At 71.1% G+C, this 18,250-nt stretch carries 15 protein-coding genes; 12 read left to right on the top strand and 3 right to left on the bottom strand.

The genetic code is table 11. The features are described 5' to 3' along the window. The first annotated feature begins 1 nt into the window (after position 1). The 12 genes from mreC to ADX84_RS01080 all read left to right on the top strand — a co-directional run bounded on the left by mreC (position 2) and on the right by ADX84_RS01080 (position 16,234). Complete coding sequence (gene mreC, locus ADX84_RS01135; RefSeq protein ID WP_049565927.1) at positions 2–901, top strand: rod shape-determining protein MreC; 900 nt, start codon at positions 2–4, stop codon at positions 899–901. Beyond that, positions 898–1,452 carry a rod shape-determining protein MreD gene (mreD, locus tag ADX84_RS01130; protein WP_049565924.1) on the top strand — a complete coding sequence of 185 codons (555 nt, stop codon included), beginning with the start codon at positions 898–900 and terminating at the stop codon, positions 1,450–1,452. The genes mreC and mreD overlap by 4 nt, the downstream gene beginning before the upstream one ends. A gap of 4 nt (positions 1,453–1,456) precedes the next feature. Continuing rightward, positions 1,457–3,589: a penicillin-binding protein 2 gene (gene mrdA, locus ADX84_RS01125; protein ID WP_049565920.1), complete on the top strand. Its 2,133-nt coding sequence runs from the start codon at positions 1,457–1,459 to the stop codon at positions 3,587–3,589. Then, positions 3,589–4,773: a rod shape-determining protein RodA gene (gene rodA / locus ADX84_RS01120; RefSeq protein WP_049565917.1), complete on the top strand. Its 1,185-nt coding sequence runs from the start codon at positions 3,589–3,591 to the stop codon at positions 4,771–4,773. Before mrdA ends, rodA begins: the two co-directional genes overlap by 1 nt. Positions 4,774–4,885: 112 nt before the next feature. Beyond that, positions 4,886–6,823, top strand: a complete 1,938-nt coding sequence (locus tag ADX84_RS01115) for a TIGR03960 family B12-binding radical SAM protein (RefSeq protein WP_049565915.1) — start codon at positions 4,886–4,888, stop codon at positions 6,821–6,823. Positions 6,824–7,439: 616 nt separating this feature from the next. Then, a complete protein-coding gene (locus ADX84_RS01110; RefSeq protein ID WP_049565912.1) occupies positions 7,440–8,222 on the top strand; it encodes a TIGR03936 family radical SAM-associated protein in 783 nt (260 codons plus the stop codon). Positions 8,223–8,381: 159 nt separating this feature from the next. Beyond that, positions 8,382–11,537 carry an Rne/Rng family ribonuclease gene (locus ADX84_RS01105; protein WP_049565910.1) on the top strand — a complete coding sequence of 1,052 codons (3,156 nt, stop codon included), beginning with the start codon at positions 8,382–8,384 and terminating at the stop codon, positions 11,535–11,537. A gap of 279 nt (positions 11,538–11,816) precedes the next feature. Continuing rightward, positions 11,817–12,128: a 50S ribosomal protein L21 gene (gene rplU / locus ADX84_RS01100; protein WP_049565907.1), complete on the top strand. Its 312-nt coding sequence runs from the start codon at positions 11,817–11,819 to the stop codon at positions 12,126–12,128. Between the two features lie 13 nt (positions 12,129–12,141). Then, positions 12,142–12,402 carry a 50S ribosomal protein L27 gene (gene rpmA, locus ADX84_RS01095; protein ID WP_026129380.1) on the top strand — a complete coding sequence of 87 codons (261 nt, stop codon included), beginning with the start codon at positions 12,142–12,144 and terminating at the stop codon, positions 12,400–12,402. A 139-nt stretch (positions 12,403–12,541) separates the two neighbouring features. Then, the gene (gene obgE, locus ADX84_RS01090) at positions 12,542–13,906 is read left to right on the top strand and encodes a GTPase ObgE (RefSeq protein ID WP_049565904.1); all 1,365 of its coding nucleotides are present in this window, start codon (positions 12,542–12,544) and stop codon (positions 13,904–13,906) included. 99 nt (positions 13,907–14,005) lie between these two features. After that, positions 14,006–15,193 carry a glutamate 5-kinase gene (proB, locus tag ADX84_RS01085; RefSeq protein WP_049566058.1) on the top strand — a complete coding sequence of 396 codons (1,188 nt, stop codon included), beginning with the start codon at positions 14,006–14,008 and terminating at the stop codon, positions 15,191–15,193. Between the two features lie 153 nt (positions 15,194–15,346). Then, positions 15,347–16,234, top strand: a complete 888-nt coding sequence (locus ADX84_RS01080) for an alpha/beta hydrolase (RefSeq protein ID WP_049565903.1) — start codon at positions 15,347–15,349, stop codon at positions 16,232–16,234. 39 nt (positions 16,235–16,273) lie between these two features. On the opposite strand, the gene ADX84_RS01075 is transcribed toward ADX84_RS01080, so the two are convergent. From ADX84_RS01075 to ADX84_RS01065, 3 genes are read right to left on the bottom strand one after another with little or no spacing between them, the layout of a single operon-like run. Beyond that, positions 16,274–17,023 (bottom strand): SDR family oxidoreductase, encoded by a 750-nt coding sequence (locus ADX84_RS01075; protein WP_049565900.1) that lies wholly within the window; start codon positions 17,021–17,023, stop codon positions 16,274–16,276. Further along, positions 17,020–17,883, bottom strand: a complete 864-nt coding sequence (locus ADX84_RS01070) for an SDR family NAD(P)-dependent oxidoreductase (protein WP_049565898.1) — start codon at positions 17,881–17,883, stop codon at positions 17,020–17,022. Before ADX84_RS01070 ends, ADX84_RS01075 begins: the two co-directional genes overlap by 4 nt. Beyond that, on the bottom strand, positions 17,880–18,194 hold the full coding sequence (locus tag ADX84_RS01065; RefSeq protein ID WP_049565895.1) for a hypothetical protein: 315 nt from the start codon (positions 18,192–18,194) through the stop codon (positions 17,880–17,882). Before ADX84_RS01065 ends, ADX84_RS01070 begins: the two co-directional genes overlap by 4 nt. Between the last annotated feature and the right edge of the window lie 56 nt (positions 18,195–18,250).

Below are 18,250 nucleotides of genomic sequence, written 5' to 3'. Positions count from 1 at the left end.
CATGCTCCGCGACTCCACGCGGTCCCGTCTGTTCCTCGCCGTGCTCATCGTGGCGGCCGTGGCCCTGATGGTCCTGGACTCGCGGGCGGGGAGCAATCCGGTCACCTCGGTCGCCCGGGGCGGCGGCGAACTCGTCTTCACCCCCGCCTCAACCGCGGTCGGCCTGGCCGCCGGGCCCGCCGCCACGCTCTACGAGGGTGTGAGCCAGGGCCCGAAGTCGGCCGCCAGGATCGCCGAGCTGGAGGCCGCCAACGCCGAACTGGAGTCGGACCTCCAGGCGGCCCGACTCGACGACGGACGCGCGGACCAGCTCGACGAGCTCCTGCACCTGTCCGGTCTGGGCGGCTACGAGATCGTCCCGGCCCAGGCCGTCACCCGCACCACCGCGCAGGGCTACGGGCACACCGTCACCATCGACGCGGGCACCGACTCCGGGATCCGCCCGGACATGACCGTCGTCAGCGGCTCCGGCCTGGTCGGACGGGTCATCGAGGCCGGGCCCCGACTCGCCACCGTCAAGCTCGCCACCGACGTGAACTCCACTGTCGGCGCGCGGCTCGAGAAGACCAGCAAGATCGGCGCGATCAGCGGAGGCAGCGTGCCGGGCGGCCCCGAGGCCGACCTCACCCTGGAGCTGTTCGACATGGAGGCCCCCATCGACGAGGGGGACCGCGTGGTCACGCTCGGCTCACACGACGGCGCTCCCTTCGTCCCGGGGGTGCCCATCGGCACCGTCGACGAGGTCCACGTGGCGCCCGGCGCGCTGAGCCGGATCGCCCGCATCACCCCAGCCGTGGACTTCGCGTCCCTGGACATGGTGGGTGTGGTCGTCTCCGGCCCCGCCGAGGACCCGCGCGACTCCGTGCTCCCGCCCAAACCCGACCCCAAGGGGGACCAGTGAGGACCGCAGGGACCCTGCTCATGGTGGCCGTCGCGGTGCTCGCGCAGGCCACCATCGTCAACCGTCTGCCCTTCGAGTGGGGGCCGGACCTGGTCCTCGCGGCGGTCGTCGCGGTCGCCCTGACCACCAACCCGGCGGCCGCCGCCGGGTGCGGCTTCGCGGCCGGGCTGGCCATGGACGCCCTGCCCCCGGCCGAACACCCGATGGGCCGCTACGCCCTGGTGCTGTGCGTGGCCGCCTACCTCGTCTCACTGCTGCGAGCCAACACGGGCCTGGGCGGTGCGGTGGGCAACGCCGTCTCGAACTGGACCGCCCTGGGCATCACCGCCGTCACCGCGGTGGGAGTGGGCCTGACCTACGCGCTCGTCGGATTCCTGATGGGGGACGCCAACATCACGCTCGCGGCGGTCAGCGTCCGCGTCGGCGTCGGCGCGCTCCTGACCACCCTGTTCGCCACGGTGGTGACACTGCCGATCCTGTGGGTGCGCACCTCGCTCGCGGAGAGCGACCTCGCCACCATCCAGGGGCCGACCTCGATCAGAGGGTGGTGACCCCGTGCACAAGCCGCCCACCAACCCGTCGCTTCCCGGCCGCAGGCTCGGCTGGTTCGGACTCTTCCTGGCGCAGTTCCTGGTGCTGGCCCTGTTCGCGGTCCTGGTCGCCCGGCTCTGGTACCTCCAGGTGCCCATGGCCGACCACTACCGCGAGCTCGCCGTCTCCAACCACCACCAGGAGCTGGTCGTCCCCGCCACCCGGGGGCAGATCCTCGACTCCAGCGGCCGCGTCGTGGTCAACAACAAGACCGAACTCCTGGTGTCGGCCGACTACCACCGGCTCCAGGGGATGAAGGACGGCGGGGAGAAGGTCCTCAGCGACCTCTCCGGAGTCCTCGACGTCCCCCTGGAGGAACTCCAGCAGCGCATGCGCCTGTGCGGCCCCGAGGTCCAGCGTCCCTGCTGGCCCGGGTCGCCCTACCAGCCCGTCACCCTCGCCGAGGACGTGGAGGGCCCGATCGCGCTCCAGATCATGGAGCGCGCCGACGACTTCCCGGGGATCACCGCGCAGGCCCAGGCCGTGCGCGAGTACCCCTACGGAGACCACGCGGGCCAGATGCTCGGCTACCTCCAGCCCGTCACCCAGGAGGAGCTGGAGGCCCGTGAGGAACTGCGCACCCAGTTCACCGGGATCGACATGGTGGGCCGTGACGGCCTGGAGGCCGTCTACGACAAGGAGCTGCGCGGCAACGCCGGACTGCGGACCCTGGGCGTCAACAACCACGGCGAGATCATGGACGTGATCTCCGAGCGCCTCCCCGAGGCGGGTATGCACCTGGTGACCCACATGGACATGAACGTCCAGAAGGTCGCCGAGGAGGCCCTGGCCCGCGGCATGGAGGGCGCCCGGCCCAAGTACAAGGCCGACTCCGGGGCCGCGGTCGTCCTGGACGTCACCAACGGCGGGGTCGTGGCCATGGCCAGCCTGCCCACCTACGACCCCACCATCTGGGACGGCGGCATCGACCAGGAGACCTTCGACGCCATGCTCAGCGAGGAGGCCGGGGAGCCGCTGCTCTCCCGCGCCGTCCAGGGCACGTACCCGCCCGGATCCACCTTCAAGGTGTCGTCGCTTTCGGCCGCCGTCGAGAACGGGTACTCGCTGCGTAGCAGCTACGCCTGTCCCGGCTCGGTCAACCTGGCCGGTCAGAGCTACGAGAACTACGCGGGCGCGGGTCAGGGCAGCATCACCCTGAAGCAGGCGATCATCGCCTCCTGCAACACCGTGTTCTACAACTTCGGCTACCAGATGTGGTCCAAGGACGGCGGGCTCCACCCGGACGGCGACCCCGAGGAGGCCATGGCCGACATGGCGCGCGGCTACGGGTTCGGCTCGCCCACCGGCGTGGACCTGCCCTACGAGACCGGTGGCCGCATCCCCGACCGCGAGTGGAAGCGCACCTTCTGGGAGGAGACGCGGGAGGTCAACTGCAAGCGCGCTGAGGGCGGCTACCCGGAGATCGCCGAGAGCGACCCGTCCCAGGCCGCCTACCTCAAGCAGCTCGCCCACGAACACTGCGTGGAGGGTTTCGAGTGGAGGGCCAGCGAGGCGATCAACTTCTCGATCGGCCAGGGCGACGTCCTCGTCAGCCCGCTCCAGCTGGCCAGCGCCTACGCGTCCATCGCCAACGGCGGCACGCTGTACGAGCCCCGCGTGGCCAAGGCCATGGTCGCCGCCGACGGCTCGAAGGTCGATCCGATCGAGCCCACGGTCAAGAACGAGGTGCCGGTCAGCGAAGAGACCGTCAAGTACCTCCAGGAGGCCCTGGCGGAGGTGACCACATCCGGCACCGGTGGTGGCGCCTTCTCCGACTTCCCGCAGGACAAGGTCGCCGTCGCGGGCAAGACCGGAAGTGCCGACGCGCAGGGCCGCCAGGTGTCGTCCTGGTTCGCCTCCTACGCGCCGGTGGACGATCCGCAGTACGCCATCGTCGTCCTGGTCTCCCAGGGCGGTACCGGCGGTGAGACCGCCGCACCGATCGCCCGCGAGATCTACGAGGGCCTGTACGGATTCTCGTCCGCCGGTGACACCGAGGACGTGAAGGACGGCAAGCCGCTGCTTCCCGGCGGCAAGCCGCACACCGAACTGCCGGTCGTCCGCCAGGACGGTTCCATCGAGACGCTGGAGCCCTGATGATCACGAACATGGGCGGTCCGCCCCGGCGCCAGAACGACCTGGGGCGGACCCTCAGCACGGCGGCGGGCGGGGCGCGCCGCCTCGACTGGCTCCTGATCGCCTCCGTGCTGGCGCTCGCCGGGATCGGATCGCTGCTGGTGTGGTCGGCGACCCTGCCGGGCGACGGCGGCGACCCCCTGGAGTCCCTGGACCACCTCGTCCGCCACCTGGCCCACCTCGCCGTGGCGGTGACGGTGTGCCTGGTCTTGGCGGCCGTGGACTACCGGACGGTCCGCGCCTACGCGCCGATCGCCTACGGGTTCTCGGTGGTCACCCTCGTCCTGGTGCTCACTCCCCTGGGCGCGGTGATCAACGGTTCGCGCGGCTGGATCGTGATCGGCGGCTTCCAGTTCCAGCCCAGTGAGCTGGCCAAGGTCGGGCTGATCCTGGTCCTGGCCACGCTTCTCGGTGAGCCCCGGGACGGCGAGACCCGGCCGATGACCAGGGACGTGCTGTTCTGCCTCCTGGTGATGGCGATCCCTCTCGGGCTCGTCATGCTCCAGCCCGACCTCGGGACCAGCCTGGTCCTGTGCGCGATCTTCCTCGGCATGCTCACGCTGTCCGGGGCTCCGGTCGTCTGGGTGGCGGGCATGCTGTCCTGCGGTGCGCTGGCGGCTCTGGCCGTGTGGTGGTTCGACCTGCTGGAGCCCTATCAGCTGGACCGGATCGCGACCCTGATGGACCCGGCCGCCGACCCGCAGGGCGCGGGCTACAACTCCGCGCAGGCGCTGATCGCCGTGGGGTCGGGTGGCTTCGACGGCACCGGTCTGTTCCAGGGGGAGCAGACACACGGCCGGTTCGTCCCCGAGCAGCACACGGACTTCATCTTCACGGTGGCCGGGGAGGAGCTGGGCTTCGTCGGCTCCGGTGCGATCATCGTGCTGTTCGCCGTGGTGATCTGGCGGATCCTGCGCATCGCCCAGGGGTGTGACCAGCCCTACCCGCGACTGCTGTGCGTGGGGGTGGCCTCCTGGTTCGGGTTCCAGGCCTTCATCAACATCGGGATGGGCCTCGGCATCCTGCCGGTGACCGGTCTGCCGCTGCCGTTCGTGTCCTACGGCGGCACGGCGATCCTCGCGAACATGCTGGCTCTGGGCCTGGTGCTGGGGGTCAACTCCCGGGACCGCGGCTTCGAGTTCTGATCCGCGCGAACCACCCCGGACCGGCCTGTGGATGACCGGTCCGGGAGGATCCCAGGCGGCTAGCCTGGTGTGATCCAGCCAGACACGATGTCCGCCGATCGAAGGCCACACCATGTCCGTCGAAAGCCTCTTCCCGCGTCTCGAAGCCCTGCTGCCCCGGGTGAGCAAGCCGATCCAGTACGTGGGCGGTGAGCTCAACTCCGTGGTCAAGCCCTGGGACTCCGCGCGGGTGCGCTGGGCGCTGATGTACCCGGACGCCTACGAGGTGGGGGTGCCCAACCAGGGCGTGCAGATCCTCTACGAGGTGCTCAACGAACGCGAGGGTGTGCTGGCCGAGCGCGCCTACGCTGTCTGGCCGGACATGGAACGCCTCATGCGCGAGCACGGTGTCCCGCACTTCACGGTGGACTCCCACCGGCCGATCCGCGCCTTCGACGTCCTCGGCCTGAGCTTCGCCAGCGAGATGGGCTACACCAACATGCTCACCGCGCTGGACCTGGCGGGCATCCCGCGCCGCACCGCCGACCGCACCGAGGAGGACCCGGTCGTCCTGGCCGGGGGCCACTCCGCGTTCAACCCCGAGCCCATCGCCGACTTCCTGGACGCCGTGGTGCTCGGGGACGGCGAGGAGATCACCCTCGCCATCACCGAGATCATCCGCGAGTTCAAGGAGGAGGGCGCCCCAGGCGGACGGGACGGTCTCCTCCTGCGCCTGGCCGCCACCGGAGGCGTGTACGTGCCGCGCTTCTACGACGTGGCCTACCTCGACGACGGACGGATCGCCGGGTACGCGCCCAACCGCGCCGGGGTACCGGACACCGTGCAGAAGCACACGGTGATGGACCTGGACCAGTGGCCGTACCCGAAGCGGCCCATCGTCCCCACGGCGGAGTCCGTGCACGAGCGGTACAGCGTGGAGATCTTCCGGGGCTGCACGCGCGGCTGCCGGTTCTGCCAGGCCGGGATGATCACCCGGCCGGTGCGCGAGCGCAACCAGGAGACCGTCCAGAAGATGGTGGAGGAGGGGGTGAAGGCCTCCGGCTTCCAGGAGGTGGGCCTGCTCTCGCTCTCCAGCGCGGACCACAGTGAGATCGGCGACATCGCACGCAACCTCGCCGACCACTACGAGGGCACCAACACCGGCCTGTCCCTGCCCTCCACCCGCGTGGACGCCTTCAACATCGACCTCGCCAACGAACTCACGCGCAACGGCCGCCGTTCCGGGCTGACCTTCGCCCCCGAGGGCGGCAGCGAACGCATGCGCCGGGTGATCAACAAGATGGTCACCGAGGAGGACCTCATCCGCACCGTCACCGCCGCCTACGCGGCCGGGTGGCGCCAGGTGAAGCTCTACTTCATGTGCGGACTGCCCACCGAGGAGGACGAGGACGTCCTGGCCATCGCGGACCTCGCCACCGAGGTGATTCGGACCGGCCGCGAGGTGACCGGGCGCAAGGACATCCGCTGCACGGTCTCCATCGGCGGGTTCGTCCCCAAACCGCAGACCCCGTTCCAGTGGGCGGCCCAGACCTCGCACCAGGACGTGGACGCCCGGCTGCGCAGGCTACGGGACCGGATCCGAGGTGACCGCAGGTACGGGAAGTCCATCGGACTGCGCTACCACGAGGGACGTCCGTCGATCATGGAGGGCCTGCTGTCCCGGGGCGACCGGCGGGTCGGCCGGGTCGTCGAGGAGGTGTGGCGCGCGGGCGGCCGCTTCGACGGCTGGAGCGAGCACTTCTCCTACGACCGCTGGATGAGGGCGGCCGAGACCGGGCTGGCAGGGACCGGCGTGGACGTGGACTGGTTCACCACCCGAGAGCGCGACGAGGACGAGGTCCTGCCCTGGGACCACCTCGACGCCGGGCTGGACCGCTCCTGGCTCTGGCAGGACTGGCAGGACTCTCTGCACGGCGAGGAGTCCCTGGAGGTCGACGACTGCCGTTGGAACCCCTGCTACGACTGCGGGGTGTGCCCCACCATGGGCACCGAGATCCAGATCAACGATCAGGCCGGGGGCCGTCCGATGCTGCCGCTGACCGTGGTCTGAGACGGGTTAGGGCCGGTCCCGCCGGGGGTGGGACCGGCCCCGCGAGGGGCGGGTGAGGGTTCGTGGGCACGGCGAGCGCACCCGGGAATCGGGGCGATCAGTGTGCGATGGGGGGAAACGGAGTAGGATTCGCGCTCCGGGCGCCCGCCGCGGTGTGGCTCGACCTCGTCGTGTGCCGTTGGCACCGGGGGAGCGTCCGGGGGAGAAGGTGTACGGCCCGGCGCCCCGCTCGCGCCGGGCCGTACGTGAAGTAAGACTCGCGGGGGATACCGGGGGTTGCCATGGTTGCGGGATTTCTTTGGATTTTTTTTCCGCGCCCCCGTGTTCTGGAGGTGAACACCGGTTCAGTGTCCGCTCGGACCCGCTCGGGACTTTTCGATCGGGGGCCGTCGGGGGAGGTACCGGTATGCGTGTCCCGCTTGGCGCGTGTGCACTTCGGCGCACCGTACGCTGAACAGGACGAGGAACAGCCCCTGAGGGCCGCCACAGACGGCCCTGAACACAGGGGGCACTGAGGAAAGGAGTTGAGCTGCCCCCCGCACACGAGGGCACCACCTCACCCTCCACCGCCAACCCCGGCCAGAGGCTGCGCGTCCGCTACGCCAAACGCGGACGTATGCGCTTCGCGAGCCACCGGGACATAGCCCGGGCACTGGAGAGAGCCCTGCGCAGGGCCTCGGTACCCGTGGCCTTCTCCGCTGGCTTCTCACCACACCCCAAGATCTCCTACACCGGTGCGGCCCCCACCGGGGTCGCCAGTGAGGCGGAGTATCTTGAGCTCATCCTGGCCGAGGCGCGCCGACCCGAACAGGTCAGGACCGCGATCGACGCGGCGATGCCCGACGGGATCGACGTGATCGAGGTCGTCGAGGCCCGGACCCAGGGCCTGGCCGACCGGCTCGAGGCCTCCGAGTGGCGCGTGGAGATGGCGGACGTCGACCCCGACGACGCCGCCAGGGCGGTGGCCACCTACCTGGCCGCCGAGAGCGTCGAGGTGGAACGGATGACGAAGAAGGGCCGACGCCGCTTCGACACCCGCCCGGCCGTCCTCGATATCGATGTGTGTCACCGATCCCATGGGCGCGTCCCAGGGGACCGACACGCGACATATGCCATACTTCGAATGGTCATACGGCACACGACACCTGCTGTACGACCAGACGACGTGCTGACCGGCCTCCGCCAACTGGCCGACCTCGCGCCGCCGTCATCACCGACGATGACCAGGCTGGCGCAGGGGCCACTGGACGAGGCGACAGGTGTGATCGCTGATCCGTTCGACGCGGACCGACCCGAGGCTGCCATCACTGGGAGCGCCGGGACCGCGCACGACCAGAAGAACGATCGACGCACCCGCTCACCACGGACGTCATCGCCCATGACGGGATCTTCGTCATGAAGGGCCCCAAAGCGGGGAACATGGGCGAAACCACAGGACTTTGCCCCGACGGCACACCAGTGTCGTCGGCGCTGACACAGCGACGACAGCGCCCGTGAGCCGCGCCACCGACCGATGAGGTCGCGGTGCGCCCGAGTGCTTTGACGGGAGACCGCCCGGATGCTCGAGAACGAGCCCAACAACGGTGCCGAAGGCGCCGCGGGTACAACTGAAACAACCGAGAACACGGCGGCGGCGCCCCCCACGGGGGACGGCGCGGTGCGGGTGACCACACCCGCGCCCGCCAAGGGCGCTCGCCGTGCGGCAGGACCACCCCCCGAGCCCGACGACGTCTTCTCCGCGCCCACCGCGCCGGTCACCAAGCTGGCCGGTTCCGGAGAGGTCGGCACCGTCAACACCTCGGTGTCCGCCAGCTCCCGCAAGCGCACCGTGCGCGCGGCGGGCCGTCCGGACGACGCCCCGGCCGCCGCGCAGCGCCGCACCCGCGCCCGCGCCACGGCCGAGAAGGCGAGCGCGCCCGCTCCGGAGGCCGCTGAGGTGAAGGAGCCCGCCGAGACCGGGGGCGACGCCACGGAGGCCAGGGAGAGCGCCAAGGAGGTCAAGGAGACCGGTCGCGGCCGCACGCGCGGCAGGACGCGCTCCCGCTCCGCCAAGACCGTCGAGGCACCCGCCCCGGAGGCCGTCGAGGAGCCCGAGGAGGCCCCCGCCGAGACCGGCGGGGCCGTCTTCCAGCCGCCCGGCGCCATGCTCTTCCAGCCTCCGGTGGCCAGCGCCGCCGTCCAGACCCGCCCCAAGGCCGAGCCGGTCGTCGAAGCCGACACCGACACGGACGAGGACGAGGACGACGCCGAGGACGAGTCCGCCGAGGCCCTGGCCGAGGAGACGGGCTCCGACGAGCGCCCCAGCCGTCGCCGTCGCCGCCGTGGCGGCCGCGGGCGCGGTCGCTCGCGCGGCGACTCCGACAACGACGAAGGCGACTCCGCCGCGTCCGAGGACGACACCAGGGACCAGCGCGGGGACGACCGGGCCGCCGCTGAGGAGGACGACTCCGAGGACGAGTCCGGTGACGACTCCGCCGAGGGCGAGCGCGGCGGCAGCCGTCGCCGTCGTCGCCGTCGTCGGCGTTCGGGATCCGGTGGCGACTCCACCAACGACGACCCGCCGAACACCGTGGTCAAGGTGCGCGAACCGCGCCAGGAACGGCCCATCGAGAACGAGGTCCAGGCGGTCCGCGGCTCCACCCGCCTCGAGGCCAAGAAGCAGCGCCGCCGCGAGGGGCGCGAGCAGGGCCGCCGCCGCGCGCCCATCGTCACCGAGTCCGAGTTCCTGGCCCGCCGTGAGGCGGTCAAGCGCGACCTGGTCGTGCGCCGGACCGGCGACCGCACCCAGATCGCCGTCCTCGAGGACGACATCCTGGTCGAGCACTACGTCGACCGCGCCACCCACCGTTCCTACGTGGGCAACGTGTACCTGGGCCGGGTGCAGAACGTCCTGCCGTCGATGGAGGCCGCCTTCGTCGACATCGGCAAGGGCCGCAACGCCGTGCTGTACGCGGGCGAGGTCAACTGGGACTCGTTCGGCCTGGACGGCCAGCCCAAGCGCATCGAGTCGGTGCTCAAGTCCGGCCAGTCGGTCCTGGTGCAGGTCACCAAGGACCCGGTCGGCCACAAGGGTGCCCGCCTGACCAGCCAGATCAGCCTGCCCGGCCGCTACCTCGTGTACGTGCCCGGCGGTTCGATGACCGGCATCAGCCGCAAGCTGCCGGACAAGGAGCGCGCGCGCCTCAAGACCATCCTCAAGAAGGTGATGCCCTCCGGAGCCGGTGTGATCGTGCGCACGGCCGCCGAGGGCGCCAGCGAGGAGGAGCTGGAGCGCGACATCACGCGTCTGGCCAAGCAGTGGGACTCGATCAAGCGCAAGTCGAAGTCGGCCAACGCCCCGTCCCTGCTCAACAGCGAGCCGGACCTGACGGTGCGCGTGGTGCGCGACGTCTTCAACGAGGACTTCTCCAGCCTGGTCGTCTCCGGTGACGAGGCCTGGACCACCGTCCACGAGTACGTGGACTACGTGGCGCCCAACCTCTCCGAGCGGCTGTCGCACTGGGACGAGGACCGCGACGTCTTCTCCGCCTACCGGATCGACGAGCAGATCAACAAGGCCCTGGAGCGCAAGGTCTGGCTGCCCAGTGGCGGTTCGCTGATCATCGACCGCACCGAGGCCATGACCGTGGTCGACGTCAACACCGGCAAGTTCACCGGTCAGGGCGGCAACCTCGAGGAGACGGTCACCAAGAACAACCTGGAGGCGGCCGAGGAGATCGTCCGCCAGCTCCGCCTGCGCGACATCGGCGGCATCATCGTCATCGACTTCATCGACATGGTGCTGGAGTCCAACCGGGACCTGGTGCTTCGTCGGATGCTGGAGTGCCTGTCGCGTGACCGGACCAAGCACCAGGTGGCCGAGGTCACCTCGCTCGGACTGGTGCAGATGACCCGCAAGAGGGTCGGCCAGGGCCTGCTCGAAGCCTTCTCGCACACCTGTGACCACTGCAACGGTCGCGGCCTGCTGCTCTCCGGTGACCCGGTGGAGAACAAGGGCGGCGGCGGTGGTGGCGGCACCGGTGGACGCAAGAAGAAGAAGGGCAAGGGCGACGCCGACTCGACCGGAGACAAGGACGCCTCGGGCAAGGCGGACAGGTCCGACAGTCAGGACGGCGACGACCGCCCCGTGAGTGGCGAGGAGACGGCCGAGCAGCCCGTCGAGCAGGCCGAGAAGCCCGAGAAGCCCGGCAAGGCGGAGAAGGCCACCAGGAAGAGCCGTGGCCGCAAGGCAGCGGAGCCGGTGGCCGCCGAAGCCAGCCCGTCCGAGGCCGCCCCGTCCGGCGAGGGCGAGTCCGCTCCCGTTGAGGCCGAGGCTCCCGTCGCCGAGGAGGCCGCTCCCGCGAAGAAGACGCGTAAGCGCTCCTCGCGTGCGAAGAAGGCCGCCGAGCCCGTGGAGGCGGCCGAGGGGGCCGCGTCGGAGGACAAGCCGGCTGAGGAGCCCGCTGAGGCCCCTGTGGCCGAGGAGGCCCCGGCCAGGAAGACCCGTCGGCGCACCAGCACCCGCAAGGCGGCCCAGGCCGACAGCGGTGAGGGTGAGCAGACGCGGGCGAGCGGTGCCGAGCAGGTCTCGGACTCCGACGCCACCGAGACACCCGCCACCGCCGAGGGTGACGCCGACGGCGCCACCGAGCGGCCCAAGCGCCGCCGTACGCGGCGGACCAAGGCGGCGGTGACCTCACAGACCAGTGAGTCCACTGCGGTCGACGTCCGCTGACCAGCGGTCGAGGCGGGACAGCAGGCTGGCCCGGACCCGTTCACGAACGGGTCCGGGCCAGGGCACGTGTGCGGGCCTGTGTCGGTTCGGTGGTAATCTGATGGACGGTGCGTCGGCGCGCCCCAAATGTTCGCGCGCCCCGAGACCGCAGTGCTCTCCACCAAGGTGGGTTTGTTTCCCTCAGATCCCCGCGCCCCGCTACAGGCGATTCGTGGATCGTGGCATCACGGTCATGAGTGAGCGCATTATTCGTTGAGCGAGCAGGAAGAGAGTTACCCGGTGTACGCGATCGTGCGAGCGGGCGGCCGACAGGAGAAGGTGTCTGTCGATGACGTCCTGAACATCGACAGGGTCTCCGACGAGACCGGCGCCACCCTCAAGTGGCAGCCCATCCTTGTGGTCGACGGTGACAACGTCATCAGCGAGGCCGACAAGCTGAGCGGCTACACGGTCACCGCCGAGGTCCTCGGCGAGACCAAGGGCCCCAAGATCAACATTCTGAAGTACAAGAACAAGACCGGTTACAAGAAGCGCCAGGGTCACCGCCAGAAGCACACCCAGGTGCGCGTCACCGGCATCGCGGCGAAGTAGGAGGCCTGGAGAAATGGCACATAAGAAGGGCGCTTCGTCCAGCCGTAACGGTCGTGACTCGAACGCCAAGCGCCTCGGCGTGAAGCGCTTCGGCGGTCAGGCCGTCTCGGCCGGTGAGATCCTGATCCGTCAGCGCGGCACCAAGTTCCACCCCGGTGCGAACGTCGGCCGTGGCGGCGACGACACGCTGTTCGCTCTGGTCGATGGCGAGGTCAAGTTCGCCAACTTCCGCGGTCGCAAGGCCGTCAACATCGTTCCGGTCGCCGCCGAGTAGGCTGCGCCGGCAACAGCGGTTTTTCGGGGGCGGGCCAGGGAACACTGGCCCGCCCTTCGCGTTGTCACTGGTGAGATGACGCGTGAGGAGTACCGGTCCACGCCGGGTGGCGGGGACCGCAAGAGTAACGGGGAGAGCTATGCCTGACTTCGTCGACGAGGCGGTCTTGCACGTCAAGGCCGGGAACGGCGGGCATGGCTGTGCCTCCGTGCACCGTGAGAAGTTCAAGCCGCTGGGCGGTCCGGACGGCGGCAACGGCGGCCAGGGCGGCGACGTCGTCCTTGAGGTCGACGCCCAGACCGCGACGCTGCTGGACTACCAGCGCCGACCGCACCGCAACGCCCAGAACGGGACCCCGGGCCAGGGCGGCCACCGGGCCGGAGCCAAGGGGCAGGACCTGATCCTGACCGTCCCCGACGGCACCGTGGTCACCAAGGGCGACGGGGAGGTCATCGCCGACCTGGTCGGCCACGGCACCCGCCTGGTCCTGGCCCAGGGCGGCAGCGGCGGCCTGGGCAACGCCGCGCTGGCCTCCAAGAAGCGCAAGGCCCCCGGCTTCGCCCTCAAGGGCGAGGAGGGCGAGGCCTTCGACGTGCGCCTGGAGATGAAGACCATCGCCGACGTCGGCCTGGTGGGCTTCCCCAGCGCCGGGAAGTCGTCGCTGATCGCGGCGATGTCGGCGGCTCGGCCCAAGATCGCCGACTACCCGTTCACCACCCTCATCCCGAACCTGGGAGTGGTGGAGGCGGGCGCCACCCAGTACGTCATCGCCGACGTGCCCGGCCTGATCCCCGGCGCGAGCGCGGGCAAGGGCCTCGGCCTGGAGTTCCTCCGCCACATCGAGCGCTGCTCCACGCTGCTGCACGTCCTGGACTGCGCCACCTACGAGCCGGGCCGCGACCCGGTCAGTGACCTCGACGCCCTGGAGGCCGAGCTGGCCGCCTACGGCGAGCAGGCCGGGGTGGACCTGTCCGACCGCCCTCGCATCGTCGCCCTGAACAAGGTGGACGTGCCCGAGGCCCGCGACCTCGCCGACATGGTCACCCCCATGCTGGAGGAGCGCGGGTACAAGGTGATGGAGGTCTCTGCGGCCTCCCGTGAGGGCCTGCGCGAACTCGCCTTCGCCCTGGCCGAGCAGGTGGCGGCGGCCCGTCAGGCCGCCCCGGTCGAGGAGCCCACCCGCATCGTGCTGCGCCCGAAGATGATCGGGGACGTCCCCTTCGAGGTCGTGCCGCTCGGCGACAACTCCTTCCAGGTACGCGGTGACAAGCCCGCCCGGTGGGTGCGCCAGACCGACTTCTCCAACGACGAGGCCGTCGGCTACCTGGCCGAGCGGCTCAACCGCATCGGTATTGAGGAGGCGCTGGCCAAGGCCGGAGCCACCCAGGGCGCCGAGGTGCAGATCGGCACGGACGAGGACGCCGTGGTCTTCGACTGGGACAACTCCATGGACGCCGAGGTCGTCCCGTCCGGCCCGCGCGGAACCGACGCCCGGCTGGGCTGACCCGCGCGGGGACCGACCGCTCCACACCAGCCGGACCCAGACAAGGTACGAGCACGGCGCTCGGGAGGGCGCCGTGCCACGGATGGAAAGCCCCTCGTGGTGCACAGCGCAGACACCCAGCAGCACACCGGCCAAAGGGCCGGGCGGAGTGACGTCGACGCCCTGGAGTCGGCAGGGCGGGCGGCGGTCGCCGGGGCCCGCCGGGTCGTGGTCAAGGTGGGGTCCTCCTCACTGACCACCCCGGACGGGCTGATCGACGCAGGCCGGATCAGGGACCTGGTCGAGGTCCTGGCCGACCGCAGAACCCTCGGCCAGGAGGTGATCCTGGTCTCCTCGGGCGCCGTGGCCGCCGGGATGACGCCGCTGGGCATGGCCCGCCGTCCGCACGACCTGGCCTCGCAGCAGGCCGCCGCCAGCGTGGGCCAGGGTCTCCTCGTGGCCTCCTATGCCGCGGAGCTGGCCGGGCACGGTCTGACCGCGGCCCAGGTCCTGCTCACGGTGGAGGACATGATGCGCCGGGTGCAGCACCGCAACGCCCAGCGCACCCTGCGCCGCCTGCTGGACATCGGCGCCCTCCCCATCGTCAACGAGAACGACACCGTGGCCACCCACGAGATCCGGTTCGGTGACAACGACCGCCTCGCCGCACTGGTCGCGCACCTGATCCGGGCCGACGCCCTCGTACTGCTCTCCGACGTGGACGCGCTCTACGACGGAAACCCGGCCGACGAGGGGACCTCGGTCGTGCACCTGGTGCGCGGCCGGGACGACCTGGACGGGATCGACATCGGTTCCTCGGGCAAGCGGGGCGTGGGCACCGGCGGGATGGTCACCAAGGTGGACTCGGCGCGCATCGCCACCGAGGCGGGGGTACCCACCCTCCTGACCTCTGCGGCCAACGCCCGAGCCGCCCTGTCCGGCGAGCGGGTGGGCACGTTCTTCGCGGCCGCTGACGGCCGCCGCCCCTCCGCCCGTCAGCTGTGGCTGGCCCACGCCACGGCCGGCCGGGGCAGTCTGGTCCTGGACCCGGGGGCGGTCAACGCGGTCGTGCGTGAGAAGGCGTCGCTGCTGCCCGCCGGGGTGGTAGGGGTCCACGGTGACTTCAGCGCCGGTGACCCCGTGGACCTGCGCGACGAGCAGGGCACGGTGGTCGCCCGGGGCCTGGTCAACTACGACGCCGCCGAGGTCCCGGACCTGATGGGCCGGTCCACCCGGTGGCTGGCCCGGGAGATGGGCCCCTCCTACGAGCGCGAGCTCGTGCACCGCGACGACCTCGTGGTGCTCTGACGGACGATCGCCGAGGGCCGGTCCTGGCCGTTGTGTCCGGGGCCGGCCCCGGTGTGTCCGGGAGTCGATCACGGCCGCGCCGCCGCCCTTCGCGCACACCTGTCGTCCGTGCGTGAAAGGGTCCGAGAGAACGTCCCGAGGAGGGTGGCACCCATGCCCAGTCTGATGACACACCTGGCGTCGCTGGCCCTCCGGGTCCTGCGCAAACCGACCCTGGAGTCGGTGGAGGACACCCGGGAGTGGCTCCACGAGCCCAAGGAGGACGCGGAGCCGCCGCAGTGGCTCAGCGCACGGCACTGGATCACCCGCCGGGAGGTCGGCGGCTTCCCCGTCTACACGGTGCGGCCCCGCAGCGTCGTCGAACCGGAGAGGGCGGTGTTCTATCTGCACGGGGGCACCTACGTCAGCGAGATCGCGGCGTGGCACTGGGTCCTGGTCGCCCGGATCGCCGACGCGGGCTGCCGGGTGGAGGTGCCGATCTACGGCCTGGCACCGGAGCACACCTACCGCGAGGCCTTTCCGTTCGTCACCGGGGTCTACCGGGAACTGACGGAGGACGCCGCGCCGGAGCGCACCCTGATCGCGGGTGACTCAGCCGGGGGAGGGCTCGCGCTGGCTCTCACCCAGACCCTGCCCGAGGCCGGGCTGCCGCTGCCCGCGCGGTTGGTCCTGATCTCCCCGTGGACCGACCTCACGATGTCCAACCCCGAAATCGCGGAAGTGGAGGGGTCCGACCCCTGGTTGGCCCCGGTGGGTCTGTTGGAGGCCGCCGGGGAGTGGGCGGGCGGGGACGATCTGGCCGAGCCCCGGCTCAGTCCGCTGTACGGGCCGATGTCGGGGCTGCCCCCGATGGACCTGTACATCGGGACCCGTGACCTGCTCCTGCCCGACACCCGTCGCCTGCACGACCGCGTGACCGAGGCCGGGGGAGTGGCCGAGCTCCACGTGGAGGAGGGGGCCTTCCACATCCACCCGCTGGTCCCGGTTCCCGAAGGCGGGGACGCCCGTGACCGGATCATGCGCACGGTCCGGGAGCTGTGAGGCGCCCCGGCGAGACACCCCCCGTGGCGACCCCTCGGGTCATGTCAGTCTTCTGACCACGGAGAGCGGCAGCCGCTTCAGCAGAAAGCCGATGGGTGCCCAGGGCCAGGCGGGGACGTAGGCCCGGACTCGCCGCCTCTCGATGGCCGCGACCATGGCGCGGACGCCGACCTCCGTGTCGACCATGAACCGGGTCCTCTGAGCGACGTGCTCGTTCATCTCCGTGCGGATGTAGCCGGGGTGGACCACCGAGACGTCCAGCCCCGGCACGCCCTCGGAACGCAGTCCCTCGGCGATGGCGGCCACCCCGGCCTTGGTGGCGGAGTAGACGGTCATCGCCCGGCGCATGCCGCGCAGGGCCGACATGGAGGAGACCATCACGAGGTGGCCGCGCTCCTGCTCACGGAAGATCTCCATGGCGGCGTCGGCCTGGGCGAGGGCGCCCACGAAGTTGGTCATGGCGGTCTGCCGGTTGGCGTCGTGGCGGCCCGTGCCGAGCGCCGCGCCCTTGCCGAGGCCCGCGTTGACGATGACCCGGTCCACCCCGCCGAGCTCGGCGGCGATCTCCCCGAAGACCCGGTGGACCGCCTCGTCGTCCGTGACGTCCAGGGCCCGGAGCACCACGCGGCGGTCGGGGTGGGCCGCGGCGATCCCGTCCCGGAGGACGGCCATGGGCTCGGTGCGCCGGGCGCACAGGCCCAGGTCGTAGCCGAGCGCCGCGAACTGGCGGGCCATCTCGGCGCCCAGCCCGGCCGAGGCGCCGGTGATGATGATGGTTCCCCTGCTCATACGCGGTTCTCCGTGGGGTCGTCGGGTGCGGGGGAGGGGCGCTCCACGCGGCGGCGCACGCCCTCGGCCACCTGTCGCATCGCGCGGTCGTACAGCGGACGCAGCCAGCGTTTGGCGAGGACCGCGACCCGGCCCTCCCTGTCGGTGAGGATGACCGGTCGACGCCGGTCCGTTCCCCGGAGCACACGCGCGGCGACCTCGTCGGCGGACAGCCGGGAGCCGTTGATCAGCCTGGTCGCGGAGACCTCAACCTCGGGGTCGCTGCCGCTGAGGGAGGAGGCCAGGTTGGTGCGGAAGAACGACGGGCACACCACCGAGGTGGTGACGCCGTAGGGGGTGAGCTCGTGCCGGAGGGTCTCGCTGAGCGCGACGACCGCAGCCTTGACCGCGTTGTAGGAGCTCATGACCGGCGGGTGCACGAGCCCGGCCATGGACGCGACGTTGACGACGTGCCCCGATCCCTGCCGTTTGAACAGCGGGGTGAACGTGCGGCAGCCCCGGACCACGCCGAACAGGTTGATCTCGGTGATCAGCCGCCAGTCCTCTACGGTGAGGACGTCGATCCGCCCGCCCGCAGCGATCCCGGCGTTGTTGACCAGCACGTCGAGCCCGCTCCACCGCTCCTCGACGTGGGCCAGGGCCGCCGCCCAGTCGTCGTCGGAGGTCACGTCCAGGCGCAGGTAGGCGACGTCCCTCGGAAGGGTGTCCGGGGCGTGTTCGGCGAGGTCGGTGGCGACCACTCGGTCCCCGCGCGCCGCGAACGCGGCCACCAGCGCCGCACCCAGGCCGGAGGCGCCACCCGTGACGAGGACGCGTCGGCCAGTGCCGCTCGCCGGGGCCCCTCGCTCGGAGGCGCTCATCTGCGGGCTCCGTGCATCATCGGCTCCAGCCGGGTGATCACGGCCCGGTGCGCCTCATCCGGTCCGTCCGCGAACCGCTCGGCGTAGGGGCCCTCGTGTCCGGCGGGCGGGAGGGGGTTCCACAGCCCCTGGGCGCGGGCACGGGCGCGGAGCTCGTCGAGCGCGGGCAGGGGCCGCCATGGGGCGCCGTCGCCCCGGAGGGCGGCGAGGTCCCGTTGGCGGGCCTCCTCGACGGGGTCGGTCCCGGTCTCGACGAAGGCGTGGACCCGCCCGACGGTGTCGGCGGCGCGGGGGGAGGGTGCGAAGTCCATGTCGTTGACACTACGACCTTGTTGAGCAATGCTCAACAGGGTGAGTGGAGCAGCTC

This window comes from Nocardiopsis sp. SBT366, from assembly GCF_001083815.1.
In the GTDB taxonomy this organism is placed as follows: domain Bacteria; phylum Actinomycetota; class Actinomycetes; order Streptosporangiales; family Streptosporangiaceae; genus Nocardiopsis; species Nocardiopsis prasina.
Note: the sequence above shows the minus strand (reverse complement) of the source record. Positions and strands in the feature narration are given on the sequence as shown.